The sequence below is a fragment of the Providencia sp. TYF-12 genome, assembly GCF_041344805.1.
Lineage (GTDB): Bacteria > Pseudomonadota > Gammaproteobacteria > Enterobacterales > Enterobacteriaceae > Providencia > Providencia huashanensis.
This window is the reverse complement of sequence record NZ_CP166833.1, coordinates 2,775,126-2,793,573: the sequence shown is the minus strand read 5'-3', so window position 1 is coordinate 2,793,573 and position 18,448 is coordinate 2,775,126. Positions and strand designations below refer to the sequence as shown.

The following is an 18,448-nucleotide window of genomic DNA, read 5'->3' as shown; positions in this document are numbered from 1 at the left end:
GCTGAAAAGCCATAAGAAATGTGGGGTCAATATGACTGACGGTGTAGAGACATTTTCATTTGATGAAAACAGTTGGCAGGGAGTTAGCCTGACACAAAGCGCTGCAAAACAAATCAAAAAATTGATGGTGCAAAACCCAAATACGAAAGGGCTTTCACTGGGCGTAAAACAGTCTGGCTGCGCAGGTTTCGGTTATGTATTTGAAATGATCGAAAACCCAACAGACCAACACCTGTTATTTGAACTCGATGGCGCACGTCTTTATGTGCCAAAAGAAGCAATGCCATTTATTGATGGTACAGTCGTTGATTTTGTCCAAGAAGGGCTGAATCAAATTTTCAAATTCAATAACCCGAAAGCACAACATGCCTGTGGGTGTGGTGAAAGCTTCGGCGTTTAACATGTGAAGTCAGATTATGTCACAGAGCAATGTAGAAGTTGGCGATGATGTTCAAAGCTGGCTTGATGACCAGCGTTATAAAGAAGGCTTCTTTACTGAAGTCGCAACGGATGAAATGGAAAAAGGGATCAACGAAGATGTGATCCGCGCCATTTCAGCAAAACGTAATGAACCAGAGTGGATGCTACAATTCCGCCTCGATGCTTTTAATCATTGGAAAGGCATGGAGGAGCCACATTGGCTTAAGGCGAATTATCCAAGCTTAGATTATCAAGATTATAGCTATTACTCTGCACCATCATGTGGTGCGTGTGATGATACGTGCGGTTCTCAATCAGGTGCAACTCAAGGTACTGGTGTTGCTGAAACCAATAGTTATTTAACGGCAGAAGTTGAAGAAGCGTTTAATCAACTAGGTGTTCCGGTTCGTGAAGGGAAAGCCGTCGCGGTTGATGCTATTTTTGACTCGGTTTCCGTTTCGACGACATATCGTGATGACCTTGCCAAACATGGCGTTATTTTTTGTTCGTTTAGTGAAGCGATCCAAGAATATCCAGAACTGGTACAAAAATACCTAGGTACTGTTGTATCAAGTCATGACAACTTTTTTGCGGCACTCAATGCTGCGGTTGCATCAGATGGTACGTTTGTTTATGTCCCGAAAGGGGTGCATTGTCCTATGGAGCTTTCAACCTATTTTAGGATTAATGCGGCGAAAACAGGCCAATTTGAACGTACTATCCTCATCGCTGATGAAGGGAGCTACGTGAGTTATATCGAAGGGTGTTCAGCGCCTGTCCGTGATAGCTACCAGCTCCATGCTGCTGTGGTTGAAGTGATTATTCACAAAGATGCAGAAGTGAAGTATTCAACGGTGCAAAATTGGTTTTCTGGTGGTGATAGCGAAACGGGTGGGATTTTAAACTTCGTGACTAAACGTGCATTATGCGAAGGTGAAAATTCTAAAATGTCATGGACACAGTCTGAGACCGGTTCTGCTATTACATGGAAATACCCAAGTGTTATTCTCAAAGGTGATAACTCAGTAGGTGAATTTTTCTCCGTTGCATTAACCAATGGTAATCAACAAGCTGATACTGGAACGAAAATGATCCATATTGGGAAAAATACGCGTTCTACAATTATTTCCAAGGGGATTTCAGCAGGTAAAAGTCAGAACAGTTATCGCGGATTAGTGAAAATTTTACCGAGTGCTCATAACGCGCGTAACTTTACCCAGTGTGACTCTATGTTAATAGGGACACAATGCGGAGCACATACTTTTCCCTATGTGGAAGTAAAAAATAATACGGCACAATTAGAACATGAAGCAACAACCTCACGTATAGGGGAAGACCAGCTGTTTTACTGTTTACAACGTGGCATTAGCGAAGATGATGCCATTTCAATGATTGTAAATGGTTTCTGTAAGGATGTGTTCTCGGAGCTTCCGTTGGAATTTGCCGTAGAAGCACAAAAATTGCTGGCGATCAGCTTAGAACACAGCGTTGGCTGATCCTAATATGAGTTTATTTGCGCTTAAGCGCTAAAGGCATGTGAATATGTTAAGTGTTAAAAACTTACACGTGAGTGTAGAAGGGAATGAGATTTTAAAAGGGTTATCTCTGGAAGTAAAACCAGGGGAAGTCCACGCCATCATGGGGCCGAATGGTTCTGGTAAAAGTACATTGTCAGCCACTCTCGCAGGCCGTGAAGAATATGAAGTTGATAGTGGTGAAGTGACATTTAAAGGTAAAGACCTGTTTGAGCTAGACCCTGAAGAGCGTGCAGGTGAGGGCGTCTTTTTAGCCTTTCAATATCCCGTTGAAATTCCTGGTGTAAGTAATCAGTTTTTCCTACAAACGGCGGTGAATGCGGTAAGAGAATATCGTCAGCAAGAAGCTTTAGATCGCTTTGATTTCCAAGACTTTATCGAAGATAAAATCAAACTATTGGAAATGCCCGAAGACTTACTGGCGCGTTCAGTGAATGTAGGCTTCTCTGGTGGTGAGAAAAAACGTAATGATATCTTGCAAATGGCAGCACTTGAGCCGCAACTGTGTATCCTAGATGAAACGGATTCAGGCTTGGATATCGATGCGTTGAAAATTGTGGCAAATGGGGTTAACTCTCTGCGTTCGCCTGATCGCTCATTCATAATTGTGACTCACTATCAGCGTATTTTGGATTATGTGAAGCCAGATTTTGTCCATGTGCTTTATCAAGGGAAAATCATCAAATCGGGTGATTTCAGTTTAGCGAAAAAACTTGAGGAGCAAGGTTATGGCTGGCTTATTGACCAACAGTGAGAAAGCAGAGAAACGTGCTCAAGTTGCTGCGCTCAATGAGCGCGCAATGTCACGTTTTGCGACATTATATGAACAGCGTCATGGGGCGAACTCACAACATGCTAAAACCCATTGGGAAATGGCAAAGCATGTCGGTTTACCTACATTTCGTCATGAAGACTGGCATTACACGCCATTAAATAGTGTATTAGAAACGGAGTATCGTTTTAGTGAAGCAGATGTTGCTGCAGCGGAATGCGAAGCCTTAGCTCTACACATTGATGCATACCGCATTGTGTTAGTTGATGGTCGTTATAGTTCTGCGTTAAGTTCTATCGATATGGGGCCATTCCAAGTCGCTTTACTCGATAACCAAGATTTGCTGCCATCTCCAGTTAATAGTGAAATTTTTTTACATTTAACAGAAAGTTTAGCGGTGCAACCGTTGGTAATTTCTTTATCGGCGAATAAAATTGCTGAAAAACCACTTTATTTATTGAATATCTCTAGTGGTAATCAGGGTACACAAGCAACAAATCTTAGCCAATATCGTTACCACTTAAGTTTAGAAGCCAATAGTAAAGCACAGGTAATTGAACATTTTGTAAGCTTAAATGGTCAAGCTCACATGACGGGAAGTCGTTTAACCGTTGAAGTGGGTGATAATGCTGATTTTAGCCATTTCAAATTGAATGTAGAAAATGAACAAGCCCAGCATTTTGCGCACAATGATATTATTGTTGGGCGCGATAGCAGAGTAAAAAGCAGTAGTTTTTTACTCGGTGCCTCATTAACCCGTAACCATACTAGCGCACGTCTTGATGGGGAAAATAGCGATTTCGAACTTAATAGTTTGCTATTGCCGAAGGGCAGTGAAATTGCAGATACTCGAACCTATCTTGAGCATAACAAAGGCTACTGTAACAGCCAGCAGTGGCATAAAGTCATTGCTATGGACAATAGCAAGGCCGTGTTTAATGGTATGATTAAAGTTGCGCCAAATGCGTTGAAAACAGACGGTCAAATGACTAACAATACATTATTGTTAGGGGAAAAAGCAGAAATTGATACTAAGCCACAACTTGAAATTTATGCTGATGATGTAAAATGCGGTCACGGTGCAACAGTTGGTCGAATCGATGATGAGCAATTATTTTATCTGCGTTCAAGGGGAATCGATGGCAAAGCAGCAAAACATATGATTATTATCGCATTTGCTGCTGAATTAACAGAATCTATTGAATCGGAAGAATTAAAACACGCTGTGATGGCAAACATCCGCCAGCGCTTAGCGGAGGTTTAATACCTATGCTGTTCAATGTAGCTTCAGTAAGGCAGGACTTTCCTGCCTTATCTCAACTAATCAATAATCATCCTTTGGTGTATTTAGATACTGCCGCTAGTGCACAGAAACCGCTGCAAGTTATTGAGAAAGAAAGTGAGTTCACGTTGCATCACTATGCTGCGGTACACCGTGGAATTCATACTCTCAGTGCTAATGCAACCACGATGATGGAAGAAGTGCGCCAAAAAGCGGCTAATTTTATCCATGCTGCATCAAATGAAGAAATTGTCTTTGTAAAAGGCACCACGGAAGGCATTAATCTTGTTGCAAATAGCTTTGGCCGCAAGTATTTCCATGAAGGGGATAATATAGTTATCACGGAAATGGAACATCATGCGAATATTGTTCCTTGGTATATGTTGGCTGAAGAAATCGGTTTCGAGATCCGTGTTATTCCGATTTCTGATGATGGAAGGTTGCAGCTAGATTCACTCAATGAATTTATTGATGCTCGCACTCGTTTATTGAGTTTTGCGCATATTTCCAATGTATTAGGAACGGTTAACCCTGTACAAGATATCATCAAACAAGCAAGGGCTATTGCGGCTTCGAAAGGGAGTGAGATTGCCATTCTTGTTGATGGTGCGCAGGGTGCTATGCATCAGCAAGTTGATGTACAAGCCTTAGACTGTGATTTTTACGTTTTTTCCGGCCATAAATTATATGGGCCGACAGGGATTGGGGTACTTTACGGTAAAAAAGCGGTCCTTGATAATATGCCACCATGGGAAGGCGGTGGGGCGATGATCCGCCAAGTCAGCTTGACCAAAGGTATCACATTTGCTGATGCCCCATGGCGTTTTGAAGCAGGTACCCCGAATGTTAGTGCCATTATAGGTTTAGGGGCGGCATTTGATTATTTGAATGCACTAAATTTGGCGGATGTATTTGCTCATGAAGCTCAAGTGATGGCATACGCATCGGAAAAACTGCAAGAAATACCGTCAGTCACATTATATGGTAATGATAAACGGGAAGGGGTACTGGCATTTAATTTAGGGCAACACCATGCTTATGATGTCGGGTCTTTTCTTGATAGATATGGAATAGCGATACGTACAGGGCACCATTGTGCTTTACCATTAATGGAACACTATCATGTTCCTGCTATGTGCCGAGCTTCTGTGGGGATTTACACGACCAAAGAAGAAATCGATTCTTTATTCAGTGCGTTACAGCGAATTAAAAAATTGTTAGGCTAGCACATAAAACAGATTGTTTTGGTAAAGGAAATCAGTATGCCCGCATTACCCGATGAACATAAGTTATTACGTAACTTTTCCCGTTGTCAGGATTGGGAAGAACGCTATTTATATATGATTGAACTTGGTGGACGTTTACCTGACTTAACTGAAGCACAAAGAAGTGATAATAATTTGATTGCAGGTTGCCAAAGTCAGGTTTGGATTGACATGCAAAAGCAATCGGACGGGGCTATTATGTTTGCTGGTGACAGCGATGCAGCAATAGTTAAAGGGCTAGTGGCAATTGTCATTATTCTTTTTCAAGGCAAAACCGCGCAACAAATATTAGGGCTCGATGTTAAGTCTTTTTTTGAGCAATTAGCATTGGAGCAGCATTTAACCCCTTCACGTACACAAGGCTTAAATGCCATGATCCGCTCAATTTTAGCTCGTGCAGGTCAATTAGCATAATAATATCAGGGGAGTACAGTTTGCTCCCTTTCTCCTCGCCAATCTTTTTTCTTTTCTATGCTACTCTAAACTCATGTATTTAATTAAGTTATTATTATTAGACTAATTATTATGGATTAGCTCAGTGCTAATTATTAACTAAAATATTTATTTAGTATTAAAGATATGCAAGATAGTTGCTATTATGAGCAATAATCATTGCATTATTGTAAGAACACCATTTTCCTTGGAGTAGGTATGAAAAGAGTTTTGACGGCGGCAAGTTTGTTTGTCATGAGTGCCTTGTTGGCTCCGGCTCAGGCAAAAGAGTATCCATTACCTGACAGTAATACACGCCTAATCGGGGAAAACCTGACGTATGTTGTACCAAATGATGGGCGCCCGTTAGAAGCTATCGCCAGTGATTACCAAATAGGCTTATTGGGTATGTTAGAAGCAAACCCTGGGACAGACCCTTACCTTCCTGAAGCGGGCAAGGAACTGATCATCCCCGCACAAATGCTATTACCCGCTACACCAAGAACGGGGATTGTCATTAACCTCGCTGAGCTTCGTTTATATTATTACCCTGCGAATAGTGAAAATGTTATTGTTTACCCAATAGGTATTGGTCAATTGGGGCGTGACACGCCTGAAATGGTGACATCTGTCAGCCAATCAATTAAAGACCCTACATGGACACCAACAGCAAACATTCGTAAAAATTATGCCAAAGAGGGGATAACTTTGCCTGCGGTAGTTCCTGCGGGACCAGAAAATCCGATGGGGCTATATGCGTTACGGTTATCTTATGGTCGAGGTGAATATTTAATTCATGGTACTAATGCAGACTTTGGTATTGGCATGAGAGTTAGTTCGGGATGCATTCGCTTACGGCCTGATGATATTGAAGCATTATTCAAAACGGTACCAAAAGGAACACGGGTCCAAGTTATTAACCAACCGGTGAAATATTCTAAAGAAGCGGATGGAAGCTATTATATTGAAGTACATCAACCGTTATCTCGGACAAGCAGTGATGACCCACAAACGATGCCAATCAAATTGTCTGACGATTTCAAGCGTTTTTTAGAAAATGAAGGGGTTGACAAGGGCTTAGTAGAAAAAGAACTGGCAAGGCGTTCTGGTATGCCTGTGAGGGTCAATAATGATCAAGGTAATAGTATTCCTGATACTGAAAGCCAAACACAGCAAGGTTTAGTTCCTATTGAACCCTTTAGTATCTCACAACCTGAACCTATCTATGATGGTAAAGTTGGTGCATTGCTACCGGCTAAGTACCGCTCTTCTGCAATAACGCAATAATTTCAATAAAATAAGGGCCTATTTTCATAGGCCCTCATAAATGCTACTAGCTTCAAAGAAGCGTCTTTTCGACTAAATAACGACCAAATCGAACTTATTTTTTGTAAGTGCGAACTTGGTTGTCCAAGCGCTGGTTAGCGCGAGCTGCTTCTTCTTGAGCTGTCTGTACGTCAGAACGCAGAGACTGAACGTCGTTGCTCAGTTGATCAACTTTACCATTCAGAGTTTGTACGTCTGAAGAGAGTTTTTGCACTTCAGTGCTGTTAGAACAACCCGCTAGTAATGCTGAAGCTAATACGATAGAGCCCAGTACAATTTTAGTACGAATCATTATTTTACCCTCTAGATTGATTTATCTTGAAAATATAAAAAAGCAAGTCACCAAACAATAGAGCCAAGACTGTTATCTTAAAGCTTGCTATATCCCTTTAAAACAACCTAATGAAAATTAGGGTATGGCACTTACTTAGTCTTATGCTAGTACTAAATATAAAGTTTTGCTAGAAATACTTTAATATTAGTACTAGGAAAAAGAAGAAAAATTTAAATCAAGAACAATGATGGCGGTTATTTGACCAATTTAAGGGCTTTTTTTGATTTTACACTAATAATGATAAGAGAATATTTACTTGGGGGTACAAAATAAGTAAATAGTTACTTCAGGACAGCACAAAATGTTAACTTTAAATAAGAAGGCCGATGGTTAAATTAATTACCATCGGCCTTTTTGCATACAACTTATGAGAGTTTATTTAGAGCACATGAACAGATGAAGTATTGGTCGTACCGCTTTGTACTAATGCGCCGGATACCATAACAACAGCATCACCTGAAACCGCTAAACCACTTTCTAACGCTGCACGTTTACCTTCACGATAGAAGTCGTCAGTAGAAGTAAACCCACCAACAATCATCGGGATCACGCCTTTGACTAATAATAACTGACGAGCAGTTTCTTCGTTAGTTGTTAATGCAAGAATAGGTGCGGTTGGGAAATATTTACGAACCGATTTTGCTGATTTACCGCCGTATGTTGCAACAACAATTAGAGGAACATCTAATTTTTCAGACATTTCTACTGCGCCACGGCATACCGCTTCAGTAACACGTAAACGCTGGCTTGGTTTTTGGTTATCGATGCGAGTTTGCATCACACTATCAGTGCGTTCACAAATCGTTGCCATAATAGTGACAGCTTCTACAGGATATTTACCTTTTGCACTTTCACCTGATAGCATCACTGCATCGGTACCATCTAAAATCGCGTTTGCAACATCCCCAGCTTCTGCACGAGTCGGGCGCGGGTTTTTGATCATTGAGTCTAACATTTGGGTCGCAGTAATAACCACTTTACGTGCTGCAACACATTTCTCAATCATCATTTTTTGCGCGAAAATAACTTCTTCAACAGGGATCTCTACCCCTAAATCACCACGTGCAACCATGATGCCATCAGATGCTTCTAAAATTTCATCAAAATTATTTAGACCTTCTTGATTTTCAATTTTAGAGATAATTTGAATGTTTTCGCCGCCGTGTTTTTTCAGGTGAGCACGAATTTCTTCTACATCAGAACGTTTACGGATAAAAGAGGCAGCTACAAAATCCACACCTTGTTGGCAACCAAAAACTAAGTCTTCTTTATCTTTTTCGGCTAATGCGGGTAAGCCAATTGAAACGCCGGGTAGATTAACCCCTTTTTTCTCACCGAGGTCACCGTTATTTAAGACTTCGCAAATAACTTCAGTAGCAGTGATGCTAGTGACTTTCATGCCAATTAAGCCATCATCGACTAATACAGTATTGCCTACTTCTAAATCAGAAGTTAACCCTGCATAAGTGACAGCAACTTTATCTTTATTGCCGATAACGGAAGTATCTGTCGTAAAAGTAAAGGTTTGACCGGCAACAAGAGAGACGTCGTTACCACCTTCTAATTTCATGGTACGAATTTCAGGACCTTTTGTGTCCAGCAGGATAGCTGCTTGTTTACCAGTTTTTGCGCACACAGAGCGAAGATTGTTGATACGTTGACCATGTTCTTCATAGTCACCGTGAGAGAAGTTGAGGCGCATAACGTTCATGCCAGCATCAAGGAGTTGGGTCAGTTTTTCTTCTGATTCGGTTTTTGGACCGATAGTACAAACAATTTTGGTTTTTTTCATGGCAGTCTATCTAAGGTTATAAAGGAAATCGGTATTGTCGCCGATGCTTAGTGCGCATGATAAAATGTGTTGCGCAACTCATTTATAAGAATAGGCGACAGTCTGGTGGTTAATTCATTTTACGCTAAAATTTATCTCATTTTGATTCTTATTATAGTGTAGATGACAAATTCAATTAAAGCTAACACACTGATTTATTGCTGTTGAAACCTTTCAGCCAGCATGAGTATTATAGACAACAAAAAACTGTGAGACAAATCAAATTTTCTTAAATTGAAAGAAGTCGTCACTCAGATCAAATACTCAGTAAATAGTTTGCGATTTATTTTGTTGCGCAACAAAGTAAGGGAAGATCGACAGACAATCAAGGAAAATATTAGAATCAATAGGAGGAGGTTAGCAAAATGGTGCGTCCGAGTAGACTCGAACTACCGACCCCCACCATGTCAAGGTGGTGCTCTAACCAACTGAGCTACGGACGCACTGAAAGAGTATGCTTTGAGTTAACTTGAAATGGTGCGTCCGAGTAGACTCGAACTACCGACCCCCACCATGTCAAGGTGGTGCTCTAACCAACTGAGCTACGGACGCATTGAAAATTAACAAGCTTTGATCACTAGAAATGGTGCGTCCGAGTAGACTCGAACTACCGACCCCCACCATGTCAAGGTGGTGCTCTAACCAACTGAGCTACGGACGCATTAAAAAATTATCTAGCTGACAACGGGAACGAATATTAACGTTATGATGCGCATCTGGCAAGGGGAAAATGTATTTTTGCGATAGTTTGCTCGTATTTAAAACTATCTGATGCGAAATACATCTTCCCGTACAGTTAAAAGCTTAAAAAACCGTCAATTAGCGAGTCGAACGAACTAAAATAAACTCTTCAGATTGTTTATGAAGCCACATAATCCGTGTTGCCATACCAATGGCTGCTGCGCTTAAGCCAATTATAAAACCAATCCAAAACCCTTTAGGCCCCATGGCTGGAGCAACAATATCGGTTAAGGCTAAGATATAGCCTGCAGGTAATCCTAGTAGCCAGTAAGCTGTAAAAGTAATAAAGAAAATAGAACGTGTATCTTTATAACCCCGTAGGATACCAGCACCAATAACTTGTACGGAATCTGATAATTGATAAATTGCGGCATATAGCATCAAACTAGACGCTAAAGCCACAACTTCCGGGTTTTTGTTATACATCATCGCAATTGGCTCACGGAATACGATAGTTAAAATAGCAGTAATACAAGCCACCATTAAGCCAACCGCTAAGCTAGTGTAAGATGAAACTTTAGCGGCCTCGGTAGATTTTTGCCCTAAATTATAACCAACCCGGATTGTTGCAGCGATCCCTAATGATAATGGGAACATAAACATCACTGAGCTGAAATTAAGAGCAACTTGGTGACCGGCAACGGCTATGACACCTAACGGTGCAACTAATAGTGCAACAACAGCAAATAATGTGACTTCAAAGAACAGAGCTAAACCAATAGGAGTACCCAATACAATGATGCGCTTTAAAATTAATGGATTTGGCGATGTAAAAACTAGAGTAGGGCGAATATCACGCTGAGAATGCGCTCGTTTCACATACCATCTCATCATTATGCACATAGCCCAATACACTGTAGCTGTCGCAACACCACAACCGACACCACCTAGTGCAGGTGCTCCAAAGTGCCCATAAATAAAGATATAATTGATAGGAATATTCACCATCAAACCAAGAAAACCAATAACCATCCCCGGTTTCGTTTTCGATAAACCTTCACATTGGCTACGATAGACTTGATAAAATAGGTATCCTGGCGCTCCCCACATGATTGCATGTAAGAATCGCACTGATTTATCGGCTAATTCAGCATCAATGTGCGGCATGTTATGAATGATTAACTGGCTATTATAGAGCAAACACATAATGCCCAACGCTAAGAACAATGCAAGCCATAGACCTTGCTGAACCTGATCGCCAATTAAATTTCGGCGACCTGACCCATTCATTTGAGCGACAATAGGCGTCAATGCCATCAATAGCCCTTGCCCAAAAAGAATAGCGGGCAGCCAGATTGAAACCCCAACTGCAACTGCGGACATCTCTATTTCACTAACGCTTCCAGCCATAATAGTATCCACAAACCCCATTGCAGTTTGTGAAAATTGAGCTAAAACAATAGGAATACCGAGTGCCAGCAAGCTACGCGCTTCTGTAAAATATTTCTGCACGCATACACCTTCATAATAAAACGAGTAATAGGAAAAAAACTAGAAAAATAAATGATTTACTTAAAGTATAAGCTTTAATAAAAACCGCTCATTCTATCCCTTTTCTAGAGAGAATCCAATAATGATATAATTGAATGTAATAAAAAAGCATTTTTAAACCTAGGTGCTGGTTATATCGCTAGTTTGCCAGTGAATTGGTCTGTCGCTTATCACTCAAATAAGATAGATCTCTAAGAATTCTTATGTAAACTGAAGTCATTAATTCACTACACTGAGATTTATTATGTTTACAGGCATTGTCCAAGCTACAGCTCCTATTATAGAAATCACTGAAAGAGCTAATTTTCGTACTCATGTAATGAAATTTACCCCTGAATTATTAGTCGGCTTAGAAACAGGGGCATCTGTTGCACATAACGGCTGTTGCCTTACAGTGACAAAAATTGATGGTGAAAAGGTTAGCTTTGATCTCATTAAAGAAACATTACGTTTAACCAACCTTGGCGCACTAAAAGAAGGGGATGTGGTTAATATTGAACGTGCTGCTAAATACGGTGATGAAATTGGGGGGCATGTTGTTTCTGGTCATATTATGACAACTGCAGAAATCAGTAAAATTTTCACCTCAGAAGATAACCATCAAATTTGGTTGGCGATTCACGATAAATCATTGATGAAATATATTTTACATAAAGGGTTTGTTGCCATAGATGGTATCAGCTTAACTGTAGGTGATGTCATCAATAATCGTTTTTGTGTGCATTTGATCCCAGAGACTTTGGAGCGAACTACATTAGGTCAAAAACGTTTAGGGGACAAAGTGAATATTGAAATCGATCCTCAGACTCAGGCAATCGTTGATACGGTTGAACGTGTTTTGAACCAAAAAGAACAAGAAAAGTTTTTACAACAAACTAATGAAACAATAGAAGCTAATGAGCCTTAGTAAATATTACCTTTAAGGGGTCTTAAGCTGTTAGTTAGGTTTGATTACTTTATCTAATTAGGCTATAGCAGCGGTTTATGGTGCTATAGCCAAGGTCAATTACGAAGGGGGAATTAATTTATCGGGCGTGTTTAATAATCTAATTCTACAATTCCGCTAATTACAATAAGTTAAAATTAATAAAAGAGGGTGAAATTTTTATTAATGGCTAACCTTAAACGTCAACTAGTTATTTTTCACTGAAGTTGACTGAAAAACTAGCGTTATCACGCTCAATTGCATCGACTAGACGTTTGAAATGTGGACTATTTTTATGCATCTCTAGCGCTTGAGTATTTTCCCACTCTTCGAAAACAATGTAACCATTTTCTTTAGCCATAAGATCATATTGAATGCATCCTTTCTCTCGGCGACTTAATTTTGCTAAGTCACGAACGATTTCTCGCGTCAAATACCCATCTGATTTTTCCGTCGTAATTTGGGCATACACAACAATACTCATTCCTTTCTCCTTATGTATTAAGAACTATCTTAATGGGTACTTAGTTTTTGTATTGTAAAAAAGCGAATACTCTGATTTTAAAAATGCCGACGGGGTCATAGTAAAGTATCTTTTAAAATCGCGATAAAAGTGGGACTGATCATAATAGCCTGTTTCAAACCATCGGTATGTATCTTGTTCTACTACCATACTCTTCAAAACATGCTCTAAGCGGCAATTGATCTGATAACGTTTTGGGGTAATGCCATACTCTTTTAAAAACTCTTTTTGAATAACCCGTACATGTAATCCTGTTTCTTCAGCAAGTTCTGTTATTTTTTTTGTAGGGTTGCGATACAGCAATTCTAAAATGTCATCGATAAAATGAGGCTTTTTATTGGCTTTAGTTCGATTGAAGCAATCTAAAAGTTCTTTAAATGATGAGTTGGCTAAGGACTCAAACCAGCGATCTTGCCATATTTCACTCAGAGCCATAGGCCTATCAGTGTAATTAAACGTACTAAGGGGAAGTAAAAAGCGCAGTGCATCATGGCGTATACGCAACACCATTACTTTTGAATGGTTAGGATTAGCCGTGAATGTATTGACTCTAGGAATAATTAATTGGAAAGAGTCTGTTGTTGAATGTTTTTCTGTTGACATGCAAAAAGAATCTGATGAAACCCAAATTTCAGCACCAGTTCCTGGAAAAATTTTAATTGTTCCTGAAAATTCTTTAATGATCAAAATTGAACTAACAAAGGATTTTAATTCATCTGGTGGATAATACTGTTTCAACATCATTCTTGAGCACTCATTATTTGATATGGCAATGATAACGCTTTCTAACAAGAAAATTAACTATAGAAAATCTATATCTTAGTAGATAAAAAAATAAAATCCCTCTATTTTAGTGAAATACGCTTTAAATATTAGAAATATATGAAGTAGATACAGTTTTTAGTCTTTGAGTATCTAAATAACAGATAAGATTATTTGTCATGAATAACTGAATATTCGCGGTGAGAAGTTGGGAGTATTTTTATTGGTTAATAAACGAAAACCATGCCGCTAAGCTTGCGGCATGGTTTAAAGTGAATCATATGTTGTTATCAATCGGCTTGGCAATCGGCATGTTTTAGCGCTTTTTCACTATTGCTGGAACAACGTTGCATAAAATAACCAATCGTCATTGGAATGATGGTTGCAGCCATTACCCCCGTTGTTGCCAGAAGTGGGTCGAAAGTAAGAGCAGAAACGAGCAAGCTGGCTAAAAAACATAACCCTAATTGCAAGGCATTTTGTAATGCCGCCGCTTTACCACTTGCACTCGGGAATGCATTTAATGCTTTCGAAACAGCGATTGGATAGGAGGCCCCATTCATCGCCGCCATAAAGCAAAATGGGATCAAAATCATAGTTAGTGACGGAGTACTGTAGATAGCTATAATGAATAAGATTGCCATGCTTACTGCATAACCCGTCAATAATAGAGGGAATAAAGTTTCAGCGCGAACTTTTGCTAATACAATACGACAGCCATAGCCACCAACAATGAAAGCTAAGGTTTGAGGGATATAACTTAAGCCTATATCTGCTGGGTTAAACCCCATATTCCGCAAAATAAATGGCGAGCCCGTTAACCAAGCGAAAAAGCCAGCACTACAAGAGGCATAAACAAGTACATTACCACTAAAAATAGGTGAACTTAACAAGTTAGCAAAAGAGACTTTAGTTTTGGGTTGTTTTTCATCCGTGATGTTTTTGACAGAAACATTCTTCAAAAATAACGTTGGTAATAAAAGTAATATACCTACGGCCATGAGGATCAGAAAAATGGCTTCCCAAGTTTGGTGTTCTAAAACCCAAGCACCTAATAAAGGCGCCAAAGCAGGGGATAAAGCGACTAATGGCATAATAGAAGCAAAAACTTTTTGCGTGCTTGCTTCATCATAGCGGTCAATAACGAGAGCTTGCCATAAAACGGCCGCAGAACAGACACCGACAGCTTGTAGAAAACGCAAAGTTAAGAGTTGTGTCGCAGTTTCAACCCAAAAAATAGCTAGGCTGCTTAAAATGAAAATAGCCAACCCAACGATAAGCACAGGTTTACGACCAAGTTTGTCTGATAATGGTCCCCATAGAAGCTGAGCAAAAGCAAAACCAGCTAAAAATATACTGAGAGAAGCGCTGATAGCCCCTTCTGTGGTATGCAGTGAGTTTTGCATTGCCCCAAAAGCAGGTAGATACATATCAATCGCTAAAAACCCCAGCATGCTTAACCCTGCAAGGTAAATCATAAACCCAGGGGAATTTTTTTTCACAGTATTCGTCATAATTATTACTTATTTGATATTTAAAAAAATGTTAACAGTAGTTCTATTGTATAGGCTATTTTTTTATGTTGTGAAACGGTAATATTTGGATCTTGCTATCAAAATTTTTGAAAGGAGATGTTATGTGGTCAGCTCATGCGCTCGAAGTCATTGATGCAGTGGCTCGTACGGGAAGTTTTAGTGGTGCTGCCGATGAGTTGCACCGTGTTCCATCTGCGATTAGCTATACGGTAAAACAAATTGAGGAATGGCTTGCTGTCCCTTTATTTGAACGTCGCCATCGTGATGTAGTTCTTACCGAGGCTGGGGCAATATTTATTAAACAAAGTCGTTCTGTTATCAAAAAAATGACAGATACCAGACATCAATGCCAACAAGTCGCAAATGGTTGGCGTGGTCAATTTAGTATCGCAGTTGACTGCATTGTCAAACCGCAGCGCACAGAACAACTCATTCTAGATTTCTATCGTCATTTTCCTGATATTGAACTGTATATTCACCCTGAAGTGTTTAATGGTGTTTGGGATGCTTTAGCTGATGGTCGTGTTGATGTGGCGATTGGCGCAACACGTGCTTCCCCCATTGGTGAAAGATATAGTTTTCGTGATATGGGTTTCATGTCTTGGATGTGTGTTGCGAGCCCTGAGCACCCATTAGCCAAAATAGAAGGTAAGTTGGTGGATGAACAAATGCGTGAATACCCCAGTTTATGCTTAGAAGATACCTCCCGTAATTTACCCAAAAGAGACACATGGGCCCTTGATAACCAGCGGCGTCTTGTTGTGCCTTATTGGGAAAATGGTTTGGCATGTTTAGTCAATGGGCTATGTGTGGGCATGGTGCCCGAACACCGTGCAACCCCTTTATGCGAGGAAGGGAAGTTAGTGGAATTGGCATTAGTACAACCATTTCCACCAAGCCCTTGCTGCCTAACTTGGGTTGAAAAAAACACATCTCCAGCGTTAAGTTGGTTATTAGATTACCTCGGTGATACTGAAACACTTAACGCGGAATGGCTTTCAACTTAGGTTGCTAAGTTATCGGCGGTAATCAATAAATGGCCCATCAGCAACAGAGCGGCGTTCAACCAGCCGTGGATGTACCTCGATAGTTTGCGCATCTTCGCGCTTATTCACAATTCTATCGAGTAACATTGTAAAGGCCATTTGCCCTAAACGCTCTTTTGGCTGGTGGATAGTCGTTAGAGCAGGGGTAAAATAGCGCGCATTACGCACATTATCATAGCCAATCACTGAAATATCTTGTGGTACACGCAGGCCCATCTCATCTGCGGCGCAAATCGCTCCCATTGCCATAATATCGCCACCACAGAAGACCGCGGTAGGGCGCTGTTTATGGCTAAGGATTTGCATCATTGCTTTGTAGCCTGATTCAGGCTCAAAATCCCCTTGGACGATCCACTCATCTTTTAACGTAATTTTGGCCTCTTCCATCGCTTTTTGGAAACCAGTTAAACGACCAATGCCTGTATTTCTTTCGAGTGAACCAGGAATGACACCGATATCACGGTGGCCACGGTCAATCAAATAACGCCCTGCAAGGTAGCCGCCATGGAATGAGTTGTCGATAATACTGTCAGTAAAATCACCTCGTGACGTACCCCAATCCATAACGACCATTGGAATATTACGATAATCTTCTAACATACTGATTAAAGTATCTGGGTATTCAGAGCACATAACGAGTAAACCATCCACGCGTTTTTGCGCAAGCATTTGTAGATAGGCTTTTTGTTTACCCAAATTATTATGGGAATTACAGAGGATTAGTGTATAGCCTTTTTCATAGCAGCTATTTTCAACTGATTCTATTACCTCAGCAAAATAGGGTGCTTCACTGGAGGTTGCCAGCAAACCAATCGACTTAGTGTGATTAACTTTTAGACTACGGGCAACCGCACTTGGTGAATAATTGAGCTCTTTAATTGCAGCCCAGACCGCAGCCTTAGTATCATCAGCCACAAAGCGCGTTTTATTAATAACATGGGATACGGTTGTGGTAGATACGCCAGCGCGTTTCGCCACATCTTTAATCGTTGCCATGGGGGAAAAAAACTCCTGACCAACAATAGGTCTCTATAAGCATTCTTGTTAAAAAATTACCAGCATATTGATGCATTGATCCTTTGCTGGCAATAATTTAGCGATTTGTTGTCGATTTTGTCTGATCTAGCGCAAAAACGAAAGAAATAATTGATGTTATAACATGTGATATAGGCACGAGTTTTGTTTTTTTGGATATATATACTTAATAACCTTTGTGTTAATATGGTTATTCGCTAATTCAATTACGTTTAGATGAGAGGAACTCATGGATACAGATGTTAAATATGGATTACTGGCTGCGTTGGGTTCATTAGCAATGATTATTTTTATTGCTGCACATATTTTTTGATTTTATTTTTACTCATAGCAATGTGCGTAAAAAATAAGGGCGAGATATCTCGCCCTTAGCTATTTAGAAATCAACAGATATCACTACGCTAAATTTTCTTCAACAAACTTCCAATTGACTAGCGCCCAGAAGTTTTCTAAGTATTTAGGACGCGCGTTACGATAATCGATATAGTAAGCATGCTCCCAAATATCAACTGTTAATACAGGCTTATCTTCACCAGAAATTGGCGTTGCAGCATTAGATGTATTAACGATAGCTAAGCTACCATCGGTTTTTTTCACTAGCCATGTCCAACCTGCGCCAAAGTTTTTGGTCGCAGCGTCAGTAAATTGCGCTTTAAACTCAGCGAAAGAACCGAATGCTTTATTAATCGCATCAGCAACTTTGCCTGTTGGTTCTCCACCTGCATTTGGCGCTAAACAATGCCAATAGAATGTGTGGTTCCAAACTTGAGCAGCATTGTTAAAAACCCCAGCGTCAGAAGTTTTGATGATCTCTTCTAGAGATTTACCTTCGAAGTTAGTGCCTTTGATGAGGTTGTTTAAGTTAACAACATAAGTGTTGTGGTGCTTGCCATAGTGATATTCTAAGGTTTCAGCAGAGATATATGGTTCTAAAGCATCTTTAGCATACGGTAGAGCGGGTAGTTCAAAAGACATTGCGTACTCCTTGATTGCTTTTGTATAAAATACTTCGGGTGTTTGCTCTTAAAATGAGCTAATTAAAAGATGGCAATTTGTTATCAACATTTCGCTCATTGGCGAGATGGTATTTAATATATTAATGATAACACGATAAACCTTACAAAGGGTAACGGTAATCATGTTACTTATATGTTAGCAAAAAACAAAATCATTAACTATTTATATTGTATGGG

At 40.0% G+C, this 18,448-nt stretch carries 17 protein-coding genes and 3 tRNA genes; 9 read left to right on the top strand and 11 right to left on the bottom strand.

From position 1 onward, the window contains the following. The first annotated feature begins 31 nt into the window (after positions 1-31). The 7 genes from sufA (at position 32) to ABE954_RS12660 (ending at position 6,993) form a co-directional block, all read left to right on the top strand. Positions 32-400 (top strand): Fe-S cluster assembly scaffold SufA, encoded by a 369-nt coding sequence (gene sufA / locus ABE954_RS12690; RefSeq protein ID WP_042844042.1) that lies wholly within the window; start codon positions 32-34, stop codon positions 398-400. A gap of 16 nt (positions 401-416) precedes the next feature. Further along, positions 417-1,916, top strand: coding sequence for a Fe-S cluster assembly protein SufB (gene sufB, locus ABE954_RS12685; protein WP_042844041.1), 1,500 nt, complete (start codon positions 417-419; stop codon positions 1,914-1,916). 46 nt (positions 1,917-1,962) lie between these two features. Further along, complete coding sequence (gene sufC, locus ABE954_RS12680) at positions 1,963-2,709, top strand: Fe-S cluster assembly ATPase SufC (RefSeq protein WP_042844040.1); 747 nt, start codon at positions 1,963-1,965, stop codon at positions 2,707-2,709. Continuing rightward, positions 2,684-3,991 (top strand): Fe-S cluster assembly protein SufD, encoded by a 1,308-nt coding sequence (gene sufD / locus ABE954_RS12675; RefSeq protein ID WP_042844039.1) that lies wholly within the window; start codon positions 2,684-2,686, stop codon positions 3,989-3,991. Before sufC ends, sufD begins: the two co-directional genes overlap by 26 nt. A gap of 5 nt (positions 3,992-3,996) precedes the next feature. Next, positions 3,997-5,235, top strand: a complete 1,239-nt coding sequence (sufS, locus tag ABE954_RS12670) for a cysteine desulfurase SufS (protein ID WP_042844038.1) — start codon at positions 3,997-3,999, stop codon at positions 5,233-5,235. A gap of 36 nt (positions 5,236-5,271) precedes the next feature. Next, the gene (gene sufE, locus ABE954_RS12665) at positions 5,272-5,688 is read left to right on the top strand and encodes a cysteine desulfuration protein SufE (protein WP_042844037.1); all 417 of its coding nucleotides are present in this window, start codon (positions 5,272-5,274) and stop codon (positions 5,686-5,688) included. A 237-nt stretch (positions 5,689-5,925) separates the two neighbouring features. Next, positions 5,926-6,993, top strand: a complete 1,068-nt coding sequence (locus tag ABE954_RS12660) for a L,D-transpeptidase family protein (protein ID WP_371025473.1) — start codon at positions 5,926-5,928, stop codon at positions 6,991-6,993. A 94-nt stretch (positions 6,994-7,087) separates the two neighbouring features. Here ABE954_RS12660 and ABE954_RS12655 read toward each other — a convergent pair whose 3' ends face one another. The 6 genes from ABE954_RS12655 to ABE954_RS12630 form a co-directional block, all read right to left on the bottom strand. Continuing rightward, entirely contained in the window at positions 7,088-7,324 is a 237-nt protein-coding gene (locus tag ABE954_RS12655) for a major outer membrane lipoprotein (protein WP_004263789.1), read from the bottom strand. Between the two features lie 421 nt (positions 7,325-7,745). Further along, positions 7,746-9,158 (bottom strand): pyruvate kinase PykF, encoded by a 1,413-nt coding sequence (gene pykF, locus ABE954_RS12650; RefSeq protein ID WP_042844034.1) that lies wholly within the window; start codon positions 9,156-9,158, stop codon positions 7,746-7,748. A 405-nt stretch (positions 9,159-9,563) separates the two neighbouring features. Beyond that, positions 9,564-9,640: transfer RNA gene (locus tag ABE954_RS12645), tRNA-Val, on the bottom strand. Positions 9,641-9,672: 32 nt separating this feature from the next. Beyond that, positions 9,673-9,749: transfer RNA gene (locus ABE954_RS12640), tRNA-Val, on the bottom strand. 32 nt (positions 9,750-9,781) lie between these two features. Next, positions 9,782-9,858, bottom strand: a tRNA-Val gene (locus tag ABE954_RS12635). 158 nt (positions 9,859-10,016) lie between these two features. Then, positions 10,017-11,390, bottom strand: coding sequence for an MATE family efflux transporter (locus ABE954_RS12630; RefSeq protein WP_048607015.1), 1,374 nt, complete (start codon positions 11,388-11,390; stop codon positions 10,017-10,019). A 283-nt stretch (positions 11,391-11,673) separates the two neighbouring features. Here ABE954_RS12630 and ABE954_RS12625 point away from each other — a divergent pair, with 283 nt between their 5' ends. Continuing rightward, the gene (locus ABE954_RS12625; protein WP_042844031.1) at positions 11,674-12,336 is read left to right on the top strand and encodes a riboflavin synthase; all 663 of its coding nucleotides are present in this window, start codon (positions 11,674-11,676) and stop codon (positions 12,334-12,336) included. Positions 12,337-12,565: 229 nt separating this feature from the next. Here ABE954_RS12625 and ABE954_RS12620 read toward each other — a convergent pair whose 3' ends face one another. The 3 genes from ABE954_RS12620 to punC all read right to left on the bottom strand — a co-directional run bounded on the left by ABE954_RS12620 (position 12,566) and on the right by punC (position 15,153). After that, complete coding sequence (locus ABE954_RS12620) at positions 12,566-12,838, bottom strand: putative quinol monooxygenase (protein ID WP_048607016.1); 273 nt, start codon at positions 12,836-12,838, stop codon at positions 12,566-12,568. A gap of 24 nt (positions 12,839-12,862) precedes the next feature. Then, on the bottom strand, positions 12,863-13,621 hold the full coding sequence (locus ABE954_RS12615) for a helix-turn-helix transcriptional regulator (protein ID WP_225832903.1): 759 nt from the start codon (positions 13,619-13,621) through the stop codon (positions 12,863-12,865). A 308-nt stretch (positions 13,622-13,929) separates the two neighbouring features. Then, entirely contained in the window at positions 13,930-15,153 is a 1,224-nt protein-coding gene (gene punC, locus ABE954_RS12610) for a purine nucleoside transporter PunC (protein WP_048607018.1), read from the bottom strand. 122 nt (positions 15,154-15,275) lie between these two features. On the opposite strand from punC, the gene punR reads away from it, so the two are divergent. After that, positions 15,276-16,181, top strand: coding sequence for a DNA-binding transcriptional activator PunR (gene punR, locus ABE954_RS12605; protein ID WP_042844028.1), 906 nt, complete (start codon positions 15,276-15,278; stop codon positions 16,179-16,181). Between the two features lie 9 nt (positions 16,182-16,190). On the opposite strand, the gene purR is transcribed toward punR, so the two are convergent. Then, positions 16,191-17,216, bottom strand: coding sequence for an HTH-type transcriptional repressor PurR (gene purR, locus ABE954_RS12600; protein ID WP_042844027.1), 1,026 nt, complete (start codon positions 17,214-17,216; stop codon positions 16,191-16,193). 435 nt (positions 17,217-17,651) lie between these two features. Further along, on the bottom strand, positions 17,652-18,230 hold the full coding sequence (gene sodB, locus ABE954_RS12595; RefSeq protein WP_042844026.1) for a superoxide dismutase [Fe]: 579 nt from the start codon (positions 18,228-18,230) through the stop codon (positions 17,652-17,654). Positions 18,231-18,448 lie beyond the last annotated feature (218 nt).